This is a genomic window from Variovorax sp. PBL-H6, assembly GCF_901827155.1.
GTDB lineage: Bacteria > Pseudomonadota > Gammaproteobacteria > Burkholderiales > Burkholderiaceae_C > Variovorax.
The window spans coordinates 2038596-2058641 of record NZ_LR594659.1 but is presented as its reverse complement, the minus strand read 5'-3'; the positions used below and the strand labels follow the sequence as shown (position 1 = coordinate 2058641).

At 67.6% G+C, this 20046-nt stretch carries 15 protein-coding genes; 4 read left to right on the top strand and 11 right to left on the bottom strand.

Annotation, left to right across the window (positions count from 1 at the left end):
• Positions 1–58: 58 nt before the first annotated feature.
• Positions 59–3148: a sensor domain-containing diguanylate cyclase gene (locus G3W89_RS09890; RefSeq protein ID WP_162573919.1), complete on the bottom strand. Its 3090-nt coding sequence runs from the start codon at positions 3146–3148 to the stop codon at positions 59–61.
• 202 nt (positions 3149–3350) lie between these two features.
• Between G3W89_RS09890 and G3W89_RS09885 the strand changes: the two genes are divergently transcribed.
• Positions 3351–3782 carry a hypothetical protein gene (locus tag G3W89_RS09885; RefSeq protein ID WP_162573918.1) on the top strand — a complete coding sequence of 144 codons (432 nt, stop codon included), beginning with the start codon at positions 3351–3353 and terminating at the stop codon, positions 3780–3782.
• 57 nt (positions 3783–3839) lie between these two features.
• On the opposite strand, the gene G3W89_RS09880 is transcribed toward G3W89_RS09885, so the two are convergent.
• The 10 genes from G3W89_RS09880 to xdhA all read right to left on the bottom strand — a co-directional run bounded on the left by G3W89_RS09880 (position 3840) and on the right by xdhA (position 17381).
• On the bottom strand, positions 3840–4892 hold the full coding sequence (locus G3W89_RS09880; RefSeq protein ID WP_162573917.1) for an adenosine deaminase: 1053 nt from the start codon (positions 4890–4892) through the stop codon (positions 3840–3842).
• A gap of 1 nt (position 4893) precedes the next feature.
• Positions 4894–5877, bottom strand: coding sequence for an aromatic ring-hydroxylating oxygenase subunit alpha (locus G3W89_RS09875; RefSeq protein WP_162573916.1), 984 nt, complete (start codon positions 5875–5877; stop codon positions 4894–4896).
• A 67-nt stretch (positions 5878–5944) separates the two neighbouring features.
• Positions 5945–7114 carry a BMP family ABC transporter substrate-binding protein gene (locus G3W89_RS09870; protein ID WP_162573915.1) on the bottom strand — a complete coding sequence of 390 codons (1170 nt, stop codon included), beginning with the start codon at positions 7112–7114 and terminating at the stop codon, positions 5945–5947.
• 47 nt (positions 7115–7161) lie between these two features.
• The gene (locus G3W89_RS09865; protein WP_162573914.1) at positions 7162–8082 is read right to left on the bottom strand and encodes an ABC transporter permease; all 921 of its coding nucleotides are present in this window, start codon (positions 8080–8082) and stop codon (positions 7162–7164) included.
• The gene (locus G3W89_RS09860; RefSeq protein ID WP_162573913.1) at positions 8082–9236 is read right to left on the bottom strand and encodes an ABC transporter permease; all 1155 of its coding nucleotides are present in this window, start codon (positions 9234–9236) and stop codon (positions 8082–8084) included. The genes G3W89_RS09865 and G3W89_RS09860 overlap by 1 nt, the downstream gene beginning before the upstream one ends.
• Entirely contained in the window at positions 9229–10767 is a 1539-nt protein-coding gene (locus G3W89_RS09855) for an ABC transporter ATP-binding protein (protein ID WP_162573912.1), read from the bottom strand. Before G3W89_RS09855 ends, G3W89_RS09860 begins: the two co-directional genes overlap by 8 nt.
• 86 nt (positions 10768–10853) lie before the next feature.
• On the bottom strand, positions 10854–12206 hold the full coding sequence (locus G3W89_RS09850) for an NCS2 family permease (protein WP_162577409.1): 1353 nt from the start codon (positions 12204–12206) through the stop codon (positions 10854–10856).
• A gap of 105 nt (positions 12207–12311) precedes the next feature.
• Positions 12312–13265, bottom strand: a complete 954-nt coding sequence (locus G3W89_RS09845; RefSeq protein WP_162573911.1) for a LysR family transcriptional regulator — start codon at positions 13263–13265, stop codon at positions 12312–12314.
• A gap of 82 nt (positions 13266–13347) precedes the next feature.
• A complete protein-coding gene (xdhB, locus tag G3W89_RS09840) occupies positions 13348–15774 on the bottom strand; it encodes a xanthine dehydrogenase molybdopterin binding subunit (protein ID WP_162573910.1) in 2427 nt (808 codons plus the stop codon).
• A gap of 2 nt (positions 15775–15776) precedes the next feature.
• Positions 15777–17381, bottom strand: coding sequence for a xanthine dehydrogenase small subunit (gene xdhA / locus G3W89_RS09835; protein WP_162573909.1), 1605 nt, complete (start codon positions 17379–17381; stop codon positions 15777–15779).
• A gap of 189 nt (positions 17382–17570) precedes the next feature.
• Between xdhA and G3W89_RS09830 the strand changes: the two genes are divergently transcribed.
• The 3 genes from G3W89_RS09830 to G3W89_RS09820 are packed head-to-tail and all read left to right on the top strand — an operon-like array spanning position 17571 to position 20026.
• Entirely contained in the window at positions 17571–18242 is a 672-nt protein-coding gene (locus tag G3W89_RS09830; protein ID WP_162573908.1) for an alpha/beta hydrolase family protein, read from the top strand.
• Between the two features lie 3 nt (positions 18243–18245).
• Positions 18246–19205, top strand: a complete 960-nt coding sequence (locus G3W89_RS09825; protein WP_162573907.1) for a diacylglycerol/lipid kinase family protein — start codon at positions 18246–18248, stop codon at positions 19203–19205.
• Positions 19202–20026 carry a metallophosphoesterase family protein gene (locus G3W89_RS09820; protein WP_162573906.1) on the top strand — a complete coding sequence of 275 codons (825 nt, stop codon included), beginning with the start codon at positions 19202–19204 and terminating at the stop codon, positions 20024–20026. Before G3W89_RS09825 ends, G3W89_RS09820 begins: the two co-directional genes overlap by 4 nt.
• Positions 20027–20046: the final 20 nt, after the last annotated feature.

The following is a 20046-nucleotide window of genomic DNA, read 5'->3' as shown; positions in this document are numbered from 1 at the left end:
ACGATTTCAGCACAGCTGCGCACCGCTCACGGGCGCCACGTGGGCCGCCGTCAAAAAACTAGTCCGCAGTGAGCACGAAAGTATTGCGTCCGGCCGCCTTGGCGCGGTACAGCGCGGCATCCGCCCGGGCCAGGAGCTCCGCCGTCGTGACGGCAACCCCGGCAGGCAAATGGAAGGCGACACCGATGCTGGTCGTGACGTTCAGGCTTGCGCCATCGAGCTCGAAACCTCTTGCGCTGATGCACGCGTTGACTTTCCTGGCCACCGTCGACGCAGCCTCGGGCCTCTCCAGCTTCTCGAGCACGATCACGAACTCGTCGCCGGCCAGCCGCGCCACGATGTCGGTGCTTCGGACGCTGGCCTGCAGGCGCCGGGCAAACTCCGCCAGCACTTCATCGCCCATTGCATGGCCGAGCGTGTCGTTGATGGACTTGAAATGGTCGATGTCGAGAAACATCAGCGCGAGCGCGCTTTGAGCGCGCATGGCGCGCGCGATCGCTGCCGGCAGCAACTCGTTGAAGGCGAGGCGGTTCGGCAGGCCGGTGAGCGTGTCGACCCGCGCCAGCTCGATCAGCTTGCGCTCCACTGCCTTCAGGTCGGTGATGTCCAGGCTGAGCGAGAAGATCCCATGGACCGATCCGTCGGCCCCGACGTCCGGCACATAGATCACGTGGGTGACGCGATCGAAGTCCCCCCGCTTGGTGGCTGCCTCGAACTCGACGCGCTCCCCTGCCAGCGCACGATCGATCATGGCCTTGCGGGACTCGTACAGCTCGGGGCCCGCAATGTCCCGGATGTGGTGTCCCACCAGCGTGGCCGGATCGAGCCCGAGCCACTCACGATAGGTGCCGTTCGCGAAGGTGATCTTCCGCTCGCGGTCGATGTAGGTGATGAGTGCCGGCAGGTTGTCCGTGATGGTGCGCAGGCGCATCTCGCTCTCGGCCTGGAGCATTTCCGCCTCCTTCAACGCCGTGATGTTGAAGGTCATGACGTAGAAGCCCAGCACATGACCCTGCAGGTCCTTGTCCGGGATCAGGTTCACCTGGAAGTACCCGAGGTGGTCGTGGAGTGGCGCCTCGACCGGGAAGCGTGCCGCCTCTCCCGCCAGCACGGCAGGAATAAAGGGGAGGTGCTGCGCGTAGAGCGCCTCGCCGACCGCGGCGCGCAAGGTCACGCCGTCGAGCGGGCCGCTGCCCAGGCCCGCCATCTGCCGCGCCCGGCTGTTGCCGTACAGGCAGTTCTCGTCCCGATCGAAATACCCCACCAGTGCCGGAATGCTGTCGGTGACGTCGCGCAGCCGTTTCTCCTGCTCGCTCAGCGCCTTGCGGACGTTGACCTCGTCGGTGATGTCGAAGGTCATGGCGAACACGCCTTGCACCATGCCTACATCGTCCTGGTCGGGGATGTAGTGGGCCTTGTACGTCCTGCCGCCGATCCCGAGTGCAGCATCACCGGCCTTCTCGACGATCACGTTCTCCCCGGCGAGCGCACGCCGGTAGTAGGGCTCGACGACCGCGAAACCAGACGGGCCTCGCACCTGCCAAACCGGCTGGCCCACCAACGCGTCCGACTTGTGCAGCGCCTTGACCTGCGCATTGACGAAGGTGTAGTGCAGCGAGGCATCCACGTGCGAGACCAGTGCGGGGATGTTGTCGGCGATGGTGCGGATCCGCGCCTCGCTGTGCGCAAGGCTCAGCTCGATGCGCTTGCGCTCCGTGACGTCGGAGGTCATCGCGTAGTAGCCGCGCACCGCGCCTGCCCGATCCCGGTCGGGAATGAGGTCGGTCTGGAAGAAGCGCGGCTCCTCGCCCTGCCGGATGGAGCCCCGGCGTTCGAAGGTCACGGGCTCGCCCGCCAGAGCGCGCTGGAGGTAGCGCTCCGGTATCACGCTGGAGTCCGCACCGCGTCCGTCCCGCACGGGCTGGCCCAGAAGGTCGGCAGCACTGCGGCCCAGCTTCTCGCACAGGCGCGCGTTCACGAAGGTGTAGCGGCCTTGCGCATCCGCGTGCGACACCATGACGGGCAGGTTGTCGGTGATGTCTCGCAGAAACTTCTCGCTGGCGCGCCGCTGCTGCATCAGTTCGTCGAAAGTCCGCCAGAGGTCGCCGATCTCGTCGCGAACATAGGTGCGCGGCGCCACGGCTTCCGCAGGGGCGGTCTGCGCATCCAGCATGCGCCGGTGCAGCTGCGAAAGCGGCTGCAGCTGCCCCCGCACCACGGCGAGGGCGGCCGCACCCGCCAGCATGGCCAGCGCGATCGCGCCGCCCCAGGCCACGCGCTCGATGGCGTCGATGTGCGCGAAAGCTTCCTTCTGCGGATACACGGCGCCGAGGATCCAGTCGGCCTGGCGAATGCGCTTGAAGGCGTACAGGGCATGCGCGCCGTCCTGGTCCAACCCCTCGATCGTGCCCTCGAAACCCGAGATCGCACGCTCCATCTCGGAGTCCCCGGCACGTTCGCCGCCGGCTCGATTCAGCACCAGCTCCGGGCGCGGATGATCGATCACGATGCCGTCCTTGGAGAGAATGAACAGGTGGCCCGTTTCGCCGAACTTGACGTCGGCCAGGTCCCCAAGGATGTTGCGCTCCTTCAGATTGATCGACGCCGAGATCACCAGGCGAACCTGCCCGGCATCGTTTCGCACCGGCTGCGTGATGGCGACCTGTGCCAGACCGTTGATTCGGTTGTCGTAGGGCGCCGAGATCACCCCGGCTCCGGCGGACAGGGTCTCAGCAAAATACGGGCGGTCCTTGACATTCGCGCGTCCGATGCTGTGCGCTCCGTTGAGGTTGGCGACGATCTCGCCATCGAGATCGATGAAAGCAACGTTGTCGAAAGCCTCATGCAGGGACTGGTGCTTTTCCAGAAGGCCCTGAAGCGGCGCGACGTTGGAGACACCATGCGACTGCACGCTTTCGGCAAGCGCCTTCAGCAAGGTTCTCCGGCTCACGAACTTCTGGTCGACCGCATCGGCAATGACCGTCACCCGGGCGAATTCCTCATTGGCGATCGACGCCTGCATGCTGGCCTTGACAAGATGCAAGGCAACGGTTGCGATGGCAAAGGTCGCGGCCAGCACGACCGCCGCCACGCCGGCGCTCAGGCGCGTGTTCAAGCTGATGCGAAGATTGCTGAGGCGTGATTTCATCGACATGGTGGACCGGGCAGCATAAGCCAGACGGGTGCGCCGGCGACAGAGGGCTCGCCGGATCAAGTCTTGCTTCCGGTCAGGCGCCAAGCATGCGCGTGGCGCTGGCGCCACCCGCACCGATGCGAATCCGCAACTCCATCGTTTTCTCCCGGCACTAGTTCACGTCGGTGCCATGCACCCCCTGCAATGCGGCAGTAACATGCCGATGACGAACCCTCCAGCGTTCGTGAAGCGGCAGGTCCTCATGAAAGCGCGTGTTGAACTGGGAGCACTTCTATCGGCGTCAATCATCGGTATCTCCCTGCCGGTGGACGCCCAGACGGCACGGCCGGCGACCTCCCATGCCGCAGAGCAGCAGGAAGCCGACTATCGCGTGATCGCGGCGCGTTGCGGCACCCCGGCCTTTGAAAAGGGCTTCTTCAAGGACTCCAGGGCGGCCGTCGCCGCCGGGCTGGTCAACAAGAACCGGATGCCGGCCGATGTCGAGAAATCGGTCGAGGCGCTGCGGCGCAGCCCGTTCGTGCTGGTGGCCACCAACGCCGACTGCCCGAGTCAGCTCGTGCAGCTGAAGGAACTGCAGAAGGCACGCAAGGAAGCGATCCGCACTGGGCGCGCACGCAAACCGCTGTAACTCCCGTAAATCGTTTTCGTCAGGTAGACGAGGACGCATGCAGGGTGAGCCGAAGGCTCACGCCCTGCCGAACTGCGCAAAGCTCTCGTTCAGCCGATCCATCCAGCCCGCCTTGGTCTGCGCATCGACGAAGCTGCCCTCGAAGCTGTTCGCCGCCAGCTGCCACGCATGCTGCGCCGTCAACCCCGTTGCCGCGAAGGTCTGGACGAAGTTCTCGTTCATGTAGCCGCCGAAGTACGCGGGGTCGTCCGAGTTGACGGTTGCAACCAGGCCGGCATCGAGGAGTTGGCCGAGGTTGTGCCGTGCCAGGTCGGGAAAAACGCAGAGCTTGAGGTTGGACAGCGGGCACACGGTCAGCGGAATGCGGTCGTTCGCCAGCCGCCTCATCAGCGCCGCGTCCTTGGTGCTCTGGACGCCGTGGTCGACGCGCTCTACCTTCAGCACGTCGAGCGCGCTCCACACGTAGGCAGGCGGCCCCTCTTCGCCGGCATGGGCGACGAGGTGGAAGCCCAGTTCCCGGCAGCGCGCGAACACGCGCGCGAACTTCTCGGGCGGGTGGCCGACCTCGCTCGAATCGAGGCCGATGCCGATGAACTTGTCGCGAAAGGGCAGCGCCTGCTCCAGCGTGGCGAAAGCCTCCTCCTCGCTCAGGTGCCGCAGAAAGCACAAAATCAGCGCGGCGCTCACGCCCAGCTTCGCCTTCGCATCGACGCATGCCCGATGCAGGCCCTCGATCACCGTCCGGATGGCGACGCCGCGCACCGTGTGGGTCTGCGGGTCGAAGAACATTTCGGTATGGACCACGTTGTCCGCGGCAGCGCGCTCGAGGTAGGCCCAGGCCATGTCGTAGAAGTCCTGCTCCTTCAGCAGCACGCTGGCGCCGGCGTAGTAGATATCGAGGAAGCTCTGCAGGCTGGTAAAGGCATAGGCGCGGCGCAGCTCTTCCACGCTGGCGTAGGGAATGGCAACGCCGTTGCGCTGCGCCAGCGCGAAGATCAGCTCGGGCTCCAGCGAGCCCTCGATGTGCATGTGCAGCTCGGCCTTGGGCATGGCGCGCAGCAATGCCGGGAGGCGGTCGGCGGCAATGGAAGGAAGCGCAGGGGTCGTCATGTCAGCAGACTCCGAAGGTGATGCCGCGCGCTCTCAGGTGCCGGCGATAGAAGGAGGAAGCCTTGTCCGCCGCAGTATGCAGCTCCGCGCGCAGGTCCAGCGGCAGGCTGCGCGGGCGCTGCGATTCGAGCACGGGCTTGTCCTGAAGAAAGATGGTGTCCTGGAAGCCGCGCAATTGAGCATCGTCGCGCTCGAAGTCGGCCATGGCAAGCCGGAACCAGACGCGGGAGCGCTCGGGCTCCATCGGGCAGATGAAGAGCGCGATCGATTCCTGGTAGCCCTCGATGCCCACGCTCGCCGCCTCCGGCACCTTGGTCAGCACCGCGGCATAGGGCGCCGTGACCTCGTAGCGGTACTCGACCAGTGCAGGCGCGGTCGAGTTGACGCTCGACTGCGGCTGCCAGGCCTTGCAGCCGGTGGCAAGCAGGCCTTGCGGCGTGGCCTCGACGCGGTAGTCTTCGATGACCGTCATTTCACGCGCACCCAGCCAGCCTTCATGGACAAAGCCGAAGTGCGCCATGTCGAGAAAGTTTTCGACCAGCCGCGGCGCGCTGGTCTGGACCTCGTAGGGGCCGCAGTCGAGCTTGCGCAGGCGGGCATCGTGTTCGGCCGGGAAGGCCGGCAGCTCGCCGCCCTCGCCTTCCAGCCGTACCCACACCAGGCCGCAGGCCTCCTGCGCCGCATGGACGGTGGCGCGATGCGTGGCGGGCGGGACGAAGGCCGGCAGCGCCGGCACATAGACGCTGCGGCCGCCGCTGGCGAAACGCCAGCCGTGGTACGGGCATTCGAGCGTGGCGCCGCCATCGCAGAGGCGGCCCAGCGAAAGCTGCGCGCCGCGATGCGGGCAGCGGTCGGCCCAGGCTTGGATGGCACCCGCGGCGTCACGCCACAGCACCAGGCTTTCGCCCAGCAGCTGGACCGCGACGGGCACCTGCGCAACCTCGCCCGAGAGCGCCACCGGGTGCCAGATTTCTCTTTCGATCATCGTAGAAGAGTGGAATGCAAAAAGGGTTGCCGCCGGGGCAACCCTTTCAGGCGAACCATCGGGTCGCTTACTTCTTGTCGCCGCCGGGGACCTTGCCTTCCACGCCCTTGACATAGAAGTTCACGCCCGAGAGGAACTTGTCGTCGACGGCCGCGCCGGCAGCCACCAGCTCCTTGCCGTCCTGGCCGACGATCGGCCCCTTCCAGATCGAGAAGCTGCCGTCCTTCAGGCCCTTCTTGACCTCCTCGACCTTGGCCTTGGCCTCGGCCGGCACGTCCTCGGCAATCGAGACGATGTCGATCGCGCCTTCCTTCACGCCCCACCAGGTCTGGCCGGTGGTCCACTTGCCATCGAGCACCTCCTGCACCGTCTTGGTGTAGTAGGGCGTCCAGTTGATGACGGCCGAAGCCAGGTGGGCCTTGGGGCCATAGGCCGTCATGTCCGAGTCCCAGCCGAAGGCACGCTTGCCCTTTTCCTGCGCGGTCTTGAGCACGGCAGGCGAATCGGTGTTCTGGAAGAGCACGTCGGCGCCGCCGTTGATGAGCGCCGTGGCTGCTTCGGTTTCCTTCGGCGGGTTGTTCCATTCGTTGACCCACACCACGTTCGTGCTGATCTTCGGGTTGACCGACTGCGCGCCGAGCGTGAACGAATTGATGTTGCGCAACACCTCGGGGATGGGCACCGAGCCGACCACGCCCAGCTTGTTGCTCTTGGTCATCGCACCCGCGATGATGCCCGCCATGTACGCGCCTTCGTAGGTGCGGCTGTCGTAGGTGCGCATGTTCTCGGCCGTCTTGAAGCCGGTGGCATGCTCGAACTTCACGTCCTTGTTGTCGTTCGCCACCTTGAGCATCGGCTCCATGTACCCGAAGGTGGTGCCGAAGATCAACTTGTTGCCCTGGCTCACGAGGTCTCGCAGCACGCGCTCGGCGTCGGCGCCCTCGGGCACGTTCTCGACGAAGCTGGTCTTGATCTTGTCACCGAACTGCTTCTCGAGCGCCTTGCGGGCGTTGTCATGGGCGAACGTCCAGCCACCATCGCCGACCGGGCCGACATAGGCGAACCCGATGTTCAGCGGGCCTGCCGGGGCCGGTGCCGCGGCACTCGGCGCCGGGGCCGGCGCGGCGGGTGCGGGAGCAGGCGCCTCTTCCTTCTTGCCGCAGCCGACGAGCGCGGCCGAGGCGACCGCCGACACGGCAGCCAACTTGAGCAGGAGACGTTTGTTCATATCGTTCATTGGGGGAAATCCTCAAAGGATGTTGTCGGAAACAATTGTGAGCGCGATTATGAGCCGGGGTAGAAGGGTTTCCCGATGGAGGCCGGCATGTTCACGCGGATGAAGGCCGGGTTGCGCGAGATCAGGGCCAGCACCACGATCGGCGCGATGTACTGCAGCATGCTGAGGAACTGGCTGGGCACGTTGACGCCCGTGCTCTGCAGGTGGAAGCCCAGCATCGAGACCCCGCCGAACAGGTAGGCGCCCAGCAGCACCCGCACCGGGCGCCAGGTGGCGAAGGTGGTCAGCGCCAGTGCAATCCAGCCGCGGCCAGCCACCATCCCCTCGACCCACAGCGGCGTGTAGACGGTCGAGAGATACGCACCCGCCAGCCCGCACAGCGCGCCGCCGGCGATCACCGCCAGGAAGCGGATGCGCCGCACCGGATAACCCAGCGCATGCGAGGACTCGGGCGACTCGCCGACCGAGCGCAGCACCAGCCCGGCGCGCGTGCGGTAGAGAAACCAGATCAGCCCGACGGTCAGCAGCACCGCGAAATACACCATCGGGTGATGGCGGAACAGCGCCGGCCCGACCAGCGGGATGTCGCCGAGCAGCGGCAGCGCGTAGTTGGTGCTCTCGGGCAGCTTGGCCTGCACGAAGTTGATGCCGGCGAAGGCCGAGAAGCCGACGCCGAAGAGGCTCAGCGCCAGCCCGGTCGCGTACTGGTTGGTGTTGAACCAGATGACCAGCACGCCGAAGAAAGCTGCCAGCAGCGCGCCGGCCGCCATGCCGGCCGCGAAGCCGAGCCAGGGGTTGTGGGTGGTCACGACGGTGGCGAAGCCGGCGATGGCGGCGCACAGCATCATGCCCTCGGCACCGAGATTGACGATGCCGGCCTTCTCGTTGATCAGCAAGCCAAGTGCCGCGATCGCGAGCACGGTGCCGGCGCTCAGCGTCGAGCCCAGGAGGAGTGCGTAGGATTCCATCAGAGGGCTCCTTCGGTGGCTTGTGCAGGCACGGATGCGTTGAGCGGCGTGTTGGCCTGTAGCGACGAAGTTCCGGCCGGCGCAGCCACCGGCTTCGGCGCCGACTTGCGCCGGATGCGGTAGGCGATCAGCGTGTCGCAGGCCAGCAGGGTGAACAGCAGCAGCCCCTGGAACACGCCGGTCAGCGACTTGGGCAGCCCCAGCCGTGACTGCGCCAGCTCACCACCGATGTAGAACATGCTCATCAGGACGGCCGAGAAGATCATGCCCACCGGGTGCAGCCGCCCGACAAAGGCCACGATGATGGCCGCGAAGCCGTAGCCGGCCGGCACGTAGGGCGTGAGCTGCCCGATCGGGCCCGCCACTTCCAGCGCGCCCGCCAGGCCGGCCGCGCCGCCCGAAGTCAGCAGCGCAATCCAGATCGCACGCCGCGCCGAGAAGCCCGCATAGCGCGCCGCCGCCGGCGCCAACCCGCCGACCTGCTGCGCAAAACCTGCCCGCGTGCGGAACAGGAACACCCACAGCGCCGCCGCGCCCAGCAGCGCGATGATGAGCCCGATGCTCATGCGCGAGCCCTTCATGAGCCGCGGGATCTGCGTCACCGCCTCGAAGGTCTTGGTCTGCGGAAAGTTGTAGCCCATCGGGTCTTTCCATGGGCCGTAGACCATGTAGCCCAGCAGCAGCGTCGCCACGTACACCAGCATCAGGCTCACGAGGATCTCGTTGGCATTGAACTTGTCGCGCAGGAAGGCCACGATGGCGGCCCACACCATGCCGCCCAGGATGCCGGCCACGAGGATCGCGGCCACGATCCACGGACCCGTGGTCTTGTCGGCCATCAGGGCCACGCCCCCGGCCGCGATGGCGCCGAAGACGAACTGGCCCTCGGCGCCGATGTTCCACACGTTGGAGCGGAAGCACACGGCCAGCCCGAGCGCGATGATGAGCAGCGGCGTTGCCTTGACCATCAGCTCGCCGAGCGCATAGCCGCTCTTGATCGGCTCCCAGAAGAAGACCGCGAGCCCGCGGACCGGGTCCTTGCCCAGTGCCGAGAACAGCGCCATGCCGATCAGGACCGTGATCAGCAGCGCCAGGATGGGCGAGCCGTAGCTCCAGAAGCGCGACAGCTGCGGACGGGGTTCGAGCTTAAACATGGGCCACCTCCTCTTGCTCCCTCGCCTTGGACGGAGCGCTCCACAGGCCGCTCATCCACTCGCCGATCTGCGGCACCGTGGCCGTGGCGCGATCGATCGAGGGGGAGAGCCGGCCCTTCGCGATCACGTGCAGCCGGTCGCTGATCTCGAACAGCTCGTCCAGTTCCTCGCTCACGACCAGCACGGCACAGCCGGCGTCGCGCAGCGCGAGGATTTCGCCGCGGATCAGCGCCGCGGCGCCCACGTCCACGCCCCAGGTGGGCTGCGAAACGACGAAGATCTTCGGGTCGGCGTCGATCTCGCGCCCGACGATGAACTTCTGCAGGTTGCCGCCCGACAGAGAGCGCGCCGCCGCACCCGGCCCGCCGGCCTTGACCTTGAAGCGCTCGATGATCCGACCCGCATGCTGCTGCAGCGCGCCGGTGCGGATCCAGCCGCCCTTCCCTACCGCGTTGCTGCGCGTGAGCAGCATGTTCTGCGCAAGGCTCAATGCAGGCACCGCCCCGCGGCCCAGCCGCTCCTCGGGCACGAAGTGCAGGCCCAGCGCGCGCCGCCGGCGTGGGCGAAAGTGCCCCGCCGGCTGGCCGAACACCTCGATCATCCCGGCCTGGGCGCGCGTGTCCTCGCCGGAGAGCGCGTACAGCAGCTCCTTCTGGCCATTGCCCGAAACGCCCGCAATGCCCACCACCTCGCCGGCACGCACCTCGAGCGAGACGCCGTCGAGGTCGACGCCGAACTGGTCCTCGCGCGCCAGCGTCAAGGCCCGCACCCGCAGAGCCACGGCCCCTGCATGCACCGGCCGGTGCTGCAAGGGCGGTGGTTCCGCGCCGATCATCAGGCGTGACAGCGATTCGTTGCTCTCCTGGCGCGGATCGCACACGCCAGTGACCTTGCCGCCGCGCAGCACGGTGCAGCCGGTGCACAGCTCGCGAATCTCGTGCAGCTTGTGGCTGATGTAGAGGATGCTGCATCCCTCGGCCGCGAGCTTCTTCAGCACCACGAAGAGCTTGGTCACCGCCTGCGGGGTCAGCACCGAGGTGGGCTCGTCGAGGATCAGCAGCTTGGGGTCGGTCAGCAGCGCGCGGATGATCTCCACCCGCTGCATCTCGCCCACCGACAGCGTGTGCACCGGGCGCGCGGGATCGATGTCCAGCCCGTACTCGCCGGCCTTGGCGGCGATGCGGCGCGTGACCTCGGCCAGCGTCAGGCTCTTGTCCAGCCCGAGCCAGACGTTCTCGGCCACGGTGAGCGTGTCGAACAGGCTGAAGTGCTGGAACACCATGCTGATGCCCAGCGCCCGTGCCTCCTGCGGATTGCGCACGCTCACGGGCTGGCCGTTGAAGACCACGCTGCCCTCGTCCGGCTTCACCGAGCCGTAGATGATCTTCATCAGCGTGGACTTGCCGGCGCCGTTCTCGCCGAGCACGGCGTGTGTTTCACCGGGCGCCACCGAGAGCGAGACGTCGCTGTTGGCGACGACCGAGGGGTAGCGCTTGGTGATGTTCGATAGCTGGAGTCGTTGGATTGTCATGCCTGTGCCTGGCTTCCGGGTTTTCGCGATGGCCCTGAATCGCCCCTGAATTGTTCAAATGGGTCGATCGCATTATTTTCTGTGGTTCAGTGTCCTCCTATGTAGATGAACTTGAAGAGAAAGACGCCACCGATCAGCCACACCATCCAGTGCACCTGCCTGGCGCGCCCGGTGAACAGCTTGAGCACCGCGTAGGTGATGAAGCCGAAGGCCAGGCCGTTGGCGATCGAGTAGGTGAAGGGCATGGTCAGGGCCGTCACTGCGGCGGGGATGACCTCGGTCGTGTCGTCCCAATCGAGCTCGGTGATGTCCCTGAGCATGAGGCATGCCACGAAGAAGAGTGCGGGCGCGGTGGCGTAGGCGGGCACGGCGCCGGCCAGGGGCGAGATCGCCAAGGCGGCCAGGAACAGCACCGCCACCGTGAGCGCGGTGAGCCCGGTGCGCCCGCCCGCCTGCACCCCCGCCGCGCTCTCCACGTAGGCCGTGGTGCTCGACGTGCCGAGCAGCGAGCCGGCGAAGATCGCGCCGCTGTCGGCCAGCAGCGACTTGTTGAGCCGGTCCATCTTGCCCGGCACCAGCAGCCCCGCGCGGCGCGCCACGCCCATCAGCGTGCCGGTGGCGTCGAACAGCTCGACCAGGAAGAACACCAGGATCACGTTGAGGATGCCGCCCGACAGCGCCGACTTGATGTCCAGCTGCAGGAAGGTCGGCGCAATCGAAGGCGGCGCCGCGAACACGCCGTGGAAGGTGTTGCCCGCGAAGAAGAAGGACAGCACCGTCACGGTGATGATGCCGATCAGGATCGCGCCCGGCACCTTCAGGCGGTCCAGCACCACGATCAGGAAGAAGCCGAGGGTTGCCAGCACGGCCTGCGGCGTGTGCAGGTCGCCCAGCGTGACGTAGGTGGCCTTCGACGGGGCCACGATGCCCGCGCTCTTGAGCGCGATGATCGCGAGGAAAAGCCCGATGCCCACCGTGATCGCCAGCCGTATGGTCTGCGGGATGCCGCGGATGATCAGCTCGCGCAGCCGGAACACCGTGACCAGCAGGAACAGGCAGCCCGACACGAAGACCGCGCCCAGCGCCGCTTGCCAGGTGAATCCCATCTGCAGCACCACGACATAGGCGAAGTAGGCGTTCAGGCCCATGCCCGGCGCCAGTGCGATCGGGTAGTTGGCATAGAGCGCCATGATGCCGGTGCCCAGCGCCGCGATCAGGCAGGTGGCGACGAACACCGCGTCCTTCGGCATCCCCGCATCGCCGAGGATCGACGGGTTGACGAAGATGATGTAGGCCATCGTCAGGAAAGTGGTGAGGCCGGCCACGAGCTCGGTGCGTACCGTCGTGTTGTGCTCCCTGAGCTTGAACAGGCGCTCTGTCCAGCCGGTCGCGGGCCCGTGTGCTTGCGGGGTGAGGGTCGGCGTGTCGTGCTCGGGCATGCCGAGCACCTGCTCTGTACGGTTCATCGCGTTGTCTCCGAGTCTTTTCAGTCGTGGCGTTGGGGAGATGTCGCGACGCCGGGCGCGAGTGGCAGAAGAGGCTGGCTAACCGGAGCCGGCCGCGGAAGGTGCGGGCCGGAGCGAGGCGGCCACCGATTTGGTCCGCTCGCGCAGCCAGCGCGCCGAGCTGGAGGAATGGGTGCGCTCATGCCACAGCTGGTAGTACATGAGGCGCGGCAGCTCGACCGGGCATGGGAGGATCGCGACCGGGAGCCGCTCGACGAAGCGTTCGCAGTACTGCCGCCCGGTGGTGAGCACCAGCAGGCTGGACGCCACCATGTCGGGGATGAGCCCGAAATGCGCGCAGCGCGCCATGATGTTGCGTTGCCGGCCCATCTCGTCGAGCATCTGGTCGATGATGCCGCGCGCACCCGGATGCAGTGGCGTGGGCGCCACGTGCTCGGCCGCGAGCCAGCTTTCCAGGTCCCAGCCACGGCGAACCGCCGGATGGTCCTGGTTGACCAGGCAGACGATCTCGTCGCCGAAGAGCCGCGCCATGTGCAGGTCCTCGGGCGGCTTCAGCCAGTTGCCGATCACCAGGTCGACCTGGCCGAGCGACAGGTGCGCGTGGTAGTCCGAATCGGACGAGAGCGCATGGATCTCGATGCGGCAGAGCGGCGCCTGCGCCTTGACCTGCGCCACCAGCATGGGCAGGAAAAGCGGGTCCAGGTAGTCCGAAGCGGCGATGCGGAAGGTGGTCTGGGCGCTCTGCGGATCGAAGCCCCGCGCATCCGAGAACAGCATCTCCGCCGCACGCAGGATGCTGGCGGCGGGGTCGATCATGCGCAACCCCGCATCGGTCGGCACCATGCCCGAGCCGGAGCGCACCAGCAGCGGGTCGCCTGAAAGTTCCCGCAGGCGCTTGAGCGCGGCCGACACCGCCGGCTGGTACATGCCCAGGCGAATGGCGGCCCGCGAGACGCTGCGGTCGGTCAGCACGGTATGAAGCACCCGGATGAGGTGCAGGTCGATCTTGTCCAGAAGCGCTTGGTCTCTCATGAGCTGCCCGCAGGGTGATGCCGATGTCCGGGCAGTTATACAGCGCGGCATTCACATCGATCCCCTTGTTGGACGGGCTGCTTCAGACCGAGGCCGACTGCACGGCCATGACCGCGCGCAGGATGGCTTCGCTGGTGGCCGGCGCCGTGAGCGGCGGGTCCACCCGGTGCCCGCCCACCGCCGACACCGCGTCGCGGATGGCGAAGAAGACCGAGAAGGGCAGCAGCAGCGGCGGCTCGCCCACCGCCTTGCTGCGGTGGATCGAGTCCTCGAAGTTCTGGCCCTCGAACAGCTTGACGTTGAAGACCGGCGGGCAGTCGTTGGCCGTCGGAATCTTGTAGGTGCTGGGCGCGTGCGTGGTGAGCAGGCCGGTCTTCGGGTGCCACACCAGCTCCTCGGTGGTGAGCCAGCCCATGCCCTGGATGAAGGCGCCCTCGACCTGGCCGATGTCCACCGCCGGGTTGAGCGACTTGCCGGCGTCGTGCAGGATGTCGGCGCGCAACAGCTTCCATTCGCCGGTGAGCGTGTCCACGATCACCTCGCTCACGGCTGCGCCGTAGGCGTAGTAGAAGAAGGGGCGCCCGTGCATCCTGTCCTTGTCCCAGCTGAGGCCGGGGGTGGCGTAGAAGCCGTCGGACCACAGCTGCACGCGGTCGAGATAGGCCTCGCCGACGACGGTGCTGAAGGACAGCGAGCGGCCGGCGACCTCGACCTGGTCGTTGGCGAAGCGCACGTCCTCCGCCTTGCCGCCATGGCGCGCAGCGGCGCAGGCGGCCAGGCGCTCGCGGATCTGGCGTGCCGCGTCCTGCGCGGCCTTGCCGTTGAGGTCGGCACCGGTCGACGCAGCGGTGGCCGAGGTGTTGGCCACCTTCTGCGTGTCGGTGGCCGTGACGCGCACGCTCTCGAAGTTCACGCCCAGCTCGTGCGCCACCACCTGCGCCACCTTGGTGTTGAGCCCCTGCCCCATCTCGGTCCCGCCGTGGTTCACCAGGATCGAGCCATCGGTATAGACATGCACCAGCGCGCCGGCCTGGTTGAAGTGCTTGACGTTGAAGGAGATGCCGAACTTCAGCGGCGCCAGCGCAATGCCGCGCTTGAGCACGGGGCTGGCCTGGTTGAAGGCCGCGATCTCCTCGCGCCGCACGCGGTAGGCGCTGGTGCCCTCCAGCTCCGAGACCAGCTCATGGATGATGTTGTCGGACACCACCTGCCCGTAGGGCGTGACGTTGCGCTCGCCCTTGCCGTAGAAATTGATGCGCCGCACGTCGAGCGGATCGCGTCCCAGCTCGCGCGCCACGCTGTCGAGGATGTTCTCGACCGCGATCGCGCCCTGGGGCCCGCCGAAGCCGCGGAACGCCGTGTTGCTCTGCGTGTTGGTGCGGCCCGAATAGCCGTGCATCGCCACGTCCGGCAGCCAGTAGGCGTTGTCGAAGTGGCACAGCGCCCGCGTCATCACCGGGCCCGACAGGTCGGCCGAGTGGCCGGCGCGCGAGACCATGCTGATCTCGGCGCCGAGGATGCGGCCCTCGTCGTCGAAGCCCACCTCGTACTCGTACCAGAAGCAGTGCCGCCGACCGGTGATGAGGAAGTCGTCGTCGCGGTCCAGCCGCAACTTGACCGGCCGCTGCAGCTTGTTCGCCGCCACCGCAGCCACGCAGGCGAAGAGTGCCGATTGCGATTCCTTGCCGCCGAAGCCCCCGCCCATGCGCCGGCACTCGACCTGCACCGCGTTGGCATGCAGGTGCAGGGCATGCGCGACCAGGTGCTGCATCTCGCTCGGGTGCTGGGTCGAGCAGTGCACGTGCATCGCGCCGCCCTCCTTCGGGATCGCGTAGCTGATCTGGCCCTCGAGGTAGAACTGTTCCTGCCCGCCGACGTCGAGCGTGGCCTTGAGCCGGCGCGGCGCCTTGGCGATCGCGGCCTGCGCGCCGCCTTCGGTGGTGCTGCGCACCAGGTGCATCGGCGGCAGCACGTACTGGCCCTTTGCGTGCGCCTGCTGCGGCGTGATGACGGGCGGCTCGGCCTCGATGTCCAGCGCGTCCTTCGCACGGGCGGCGGCGCGCCGCGCAGCGTCGCGCGTTTCGGCGATCACCGCGAACACCGGCTGGCCCAGGTAGCGGATGTCGCCGCTGCAGAGGATCGGGTCGTCGTGCACGATCGAGCCGCAGTCGTTGCTGCCGGGGATGTCGGCCGCGGTCAGCACCGCCACCACGCCGGGCATGGCGCAGATCGCCTCCAGGTTCATGTTCTTGAGGCGACCGTTCGCCACCGGCGAGAGGCCGAGCGCGCAGTGCAGCGTGCCCGCGAGCTCGGGAATGTCGTCGATGTAGGTGGCCTCGCCAGCCACGTGCAGGTGCGCCGATTCGTGCGGGCGGCTGATGCCCACGCGCGCGCCGTCGTCGTGCGCCTTGGCCTCGGCATGCACGTCGATGCGCGCGGCGGTGTTCTTCAGGTAGTCGGCAAAGGCTTCGGCCGATTGCAGCAGTGCGGGGTCGATGGGCTTGTTCATGGTCAGACTCCTTCCGCGGCGGCGGCGGCGGTTGCGTGCGGCATCACGCTCCAGACGCTGGTGGCTTCCACGGGCAGCGGCTCGTTCGTGCGGGTTTCCAGCCACAGGCGTTGCAGCAGGTTCTGCGCCACCAGCAGCCGGTAGTCGGCGCTGGCGCGCATGTCGGTCAGCGGCTTGAAGTCCTGCGCCAGCGCGAGCTTGGCTGCATTGACGCTGGCCTGCGTCCAGGGCTTGCCCACGAGCGCGGCCTCGGCCTGCGCCGCGCGCTTGACGACCGCGGCCATGCCGCCGTAGGCCAGCCGCACTTCCTTCACGATGTCCCCGTCGAGCTCGATCGCGAAGCCCCCGCACAGCGCCGAGATGTCGCAGTCGAAGCGCTTGCTGATCTTGTAGGCCCGCACCTGTCGCCTCATCGCCGCCACCGGGACGACAAGCCCCTGCACGAACTCGCCGGGCTCCAGCCTGTTCTTCATGTAGTCGACGTAAAAATCGGTCAGCGGCATGCGCCGCACGCGTTCGCCCCGGCGCAGCTCGATCCCCGCATCCAGCGACATCAGCACGGGCGGCGAGTCGCCGATCGGCGAGCCGTTGGCAACGTTGCCGCCCATGGTGCCGGCATTGCGGATCGGCGGCGAAGCAAAGCGCAGCCACACGTCGGTGAGCGCAGGCACCCGCGCCGCGAGCGCGCGGAAGGCGTTCTCGAGCGAGGCGCCGGCGCCGATGTAGAGCGCGGAAATGCCCTCGACCTCGCGCTCCTCCACCAGCTTCATCTCGGCCACGTCGCCCACGTAGAGGATGTCGCCCAGGTCACGGAACTGCTTGTTGACCCACAGGCCGACATCGGTGGAACCGGACAGCAGCTGGGCGGCCGGCTTGGCTTCGCGCAACGCAGCCAGCTCGGCAAGCGTCGTGGGCGCATGGAAATGGTCCAGCCGCTGGCCCAGGGGCGCGACATAGTCGAAGCTCGCCTTGTGCTCGAGGCTCTGGAGCGCGGCCACCACCGGCTCGGTGTCCAGCCGCACCGCGGGCAGGTCGAACATGCGCTGGCCTGCGTCGAGGATCGGCCGGTAGCCGGTGCAGCGGCAGAGATTGCCCGAGAGATCGTCTGCCAGTTGCTGGCGCGTGGGCTGCGTGCCCGCGTTCCGGTGGTGCTCGTAGGTGGACCACAGCGACATCACGAAGCCCGGCGTGCAGAAACCGCATTGCGACCCATGGCAGTCGACCATGGCCTGCTGCACCGGGTGCAGCTGGTTCGCTGCCTGCTTGTCGCGCGGGGCCCGGTCACGCTGTCCGGTGCACTGCGCCTTGAGGTCTTCGACCGTGAACAGCGCCTTGCCGTGCAGCGTGGGCAGGAACTGGATGCACGCGTTGACCGTCTGCAACCGCAGGCCGCCCACCGCGTCCTTGTCGCCGGGCTCGGCCAGCTCGCCGACGACCACCGTGCAAGCACCGCAATCGCCCTCGTTGCAGCCTTCCTTGGTGCCGGTGCAGCGTGCGTCCTCGCGCAGCCAGTCCAGCACCGAGCGGGTGGGATGCACGCCGCTCACGTCGACGATCCGGCCGCGGTGGAAGAAGCGGATGGGTTGGGTGCTGGCGTTCATGCTCATGGCTGGTGGTGGCGGTTTCCGTGGCGATCAAAAATCGTGCCTGCGAAGGTATTCCTTTGCGAGGGCATACGCATACGGACGCGCCCATACGGCCTATGTGGGGCTTGCTATATGACGCCCGGGAAAACCCTTGATTCGGGGTGTTCAGTCGCCGCAGGCCGCACACTGGCACGTCCGACGGAATCCAGCATGACCCTCCGCACGCAACAAATCAACTTCCAGGTGGGCGACCACGGCACCGTCTCGGGACTGGTGGTGTCGCCGGCCGACCCCCTCGCCTGCTATGTCTTCGCCCACGGTGCGGGGGCCGGCATGGAGCACGCCTTCATGGGCGCGGTGTCCGAAGGCCTCGCGGCACGCGGCATTGCGACCCTGCGCTACCAGTTTCCGTCGATGGAGCTCGGCAAGAAGCGGCCCGATCCGCCGCCGGTCGCGCATGCGGCCGTGCGTGCGGCCGTGGCGCAGGCGGTGGCGCGCTTCGGGCCGCTGCCCCTCTTCGCCGGCGGCAAGTCTTTCGGCGGGCGCATGACGTCGCAGGCGCAGGCACTCGAGCCCCTGCCGCGCGTGGCAGGCCTCGTGTTCGTCGGCTTTCCACTGCATCCGGCCGGGACGCCCTCGACCGGGCGTGCCGACCATCTGGCCGATGTGCGCGTGCCGATGCTGTTCGTGCAGGGCACGCGGGACGCGCTGGCCGACCTGGCCAGCATCCGCATCGTGGTCACCAGGCTGGGCGCTTGCGCGACGCTGATGGAAATCGCCGAGGCTGACCATGCCTTCCATGTGCTGCGCCGATCAGGCCGCAACGACGAGGAAGTCCTGATTGAAATGCTCGACGGCATGGCGGCCTGGATGCGGGCGTAGCCGATGTCCGTTTGCAACTCGCACGCGCAGTCCGCGCTCTTCGTCGTCTTCAACGTGCGTTCAGGGCGCGGCAGTGCGCAGGCCCTGCGGGACGCGATCGCGCGTGCCTGCGCCGCGCAGGGGCGGGCCTATCGGCTGTTCGAAGTCACGCGCCCGAACCGCCTGCCTGAACGAATCCGCGAGGCTGTCGACGCAGCCCGGGCCGACCACGGCGTGGTTGTCGCGGCGGGTGGCGACGGCACGATCAACGCCGTTGCGCAGGCAGTGCTGGGCAGCGGCTGCGCAATGGGTGTGCTGCCGAAGGGCACCTTCAACTATTTCAGCCGCACGCATTCGATTCCCACCGACGTCGACGATGCGCTGCGCGTACTGCTCGATGCGCAACCGGTGCCGGTACAGGTGGGCCTGGTCAACGATCGCGTCTTCCTGGTCAATGCCAGCCTCGGCCTCTATGCGCGCGTGCTGGAGGACCGTGAGACCTACAAATCGCGCTATGGCCGCAGCCGGTGGGTTGCGCTATGGGCGGCGGTGATGACCGCGATGCGCCCCCATCCCGGCTGGGATCTTCGCATCCGTTGGCGCGGCGAGGAGCGCCTGGTGCGCACGCCGACGCTCTTCGTCGGCAACAACGCGCTGCAGCTCCAGCAGGTCGGCATGCCGCGGCCCGAAGCCGTCGAGCAGGGCGAGCTCACGGCCATCGCACTTCGGCCGAGCAGCCGTCTCGCCATGTTGGCGCTGATGCTGCGCGGCGCCATGGGCCGGCTCGGCGAGTCGGACAAGGTCATGCACACGTCGTTTCGGTCGATGTCCGTCAGCCCGGCGCGCACCACACGGCACCACGCCAAGGTCGCGGCCGACGGCGAGGTGCTGCGCATGGCCATGCCGCTGCACTTCCGGGTCGCGCCCGAGCCGCTCTGGCTCATCAAGCCCCGCGGGAGCGAGCGGGAGGATGCGGCTCGATGAGCTGTTTGCTGCACATGTCCGATCCGCATTTCGGGACCGAGCAGCCCGATGTGGTGCGCGCGCTCGCCACGCTGGTACGCACCGAGTTGCCGAGTGCGCTCGTGCTCTCCGGCGACATCACGCAGCGAGCGACGCGCGCGCAGTTCGCGCGGGCTCGCGCCTTCGTGGACAGCCTGGCCAATCCAGGGCTGCTGGCCATCCCCGGCAACCACGACATCCCGCTCTTCGCCTTGTCCACTCGCATGATGGCGCCGTATGCGCGCTACAGGGCGGCCTTTGGGGACGAGCTCGAGCCTGTCGTGGACGTGCCGGACTTCCTCGTCGTGGGCGTCAACACCACGCGCTGGTACCGGCACGAGAACGGCGCCGTCTCGGCGCAGCAGGCTGAACGTGCGGCGCGCCGCCTCGCCAAAGCTTCGGCGCGGCAGCTGCGGATCGTGGTGGTGCACCAGCCGGTCGCCGTCACGCGCGAGGAGGACCACAAGAACCTGCTCATCGGCCGCGAGGAGGCGGTGCGGCTCTGGGCCGAGGCCGAGGCCGACCTGGTCCTCGGCGGGCACATCCACCTGCCCTTCGTGCTGCCGCTGCACGAAGGCGCCGGCGGGCCGGTGCGCAGGATGTGGTGCGTGCAGGCGGGCACCGCCGTGTCGACCCGGCTGCGCGCGGGCGCACCGAACTCGGTCAACCTCATCCGCTTCGAAGGCGGAGATGGCGAACGACGCTGCACGGTGGAGCAATGGGACTGCGACGCAGGCGATGCACAGTTCAGGCGTGCCCGCGTCCACAGCCTGGCGCTGGGCACCACTCGACCGCGACCGTGACAACGTGCGTGTGCGATGGT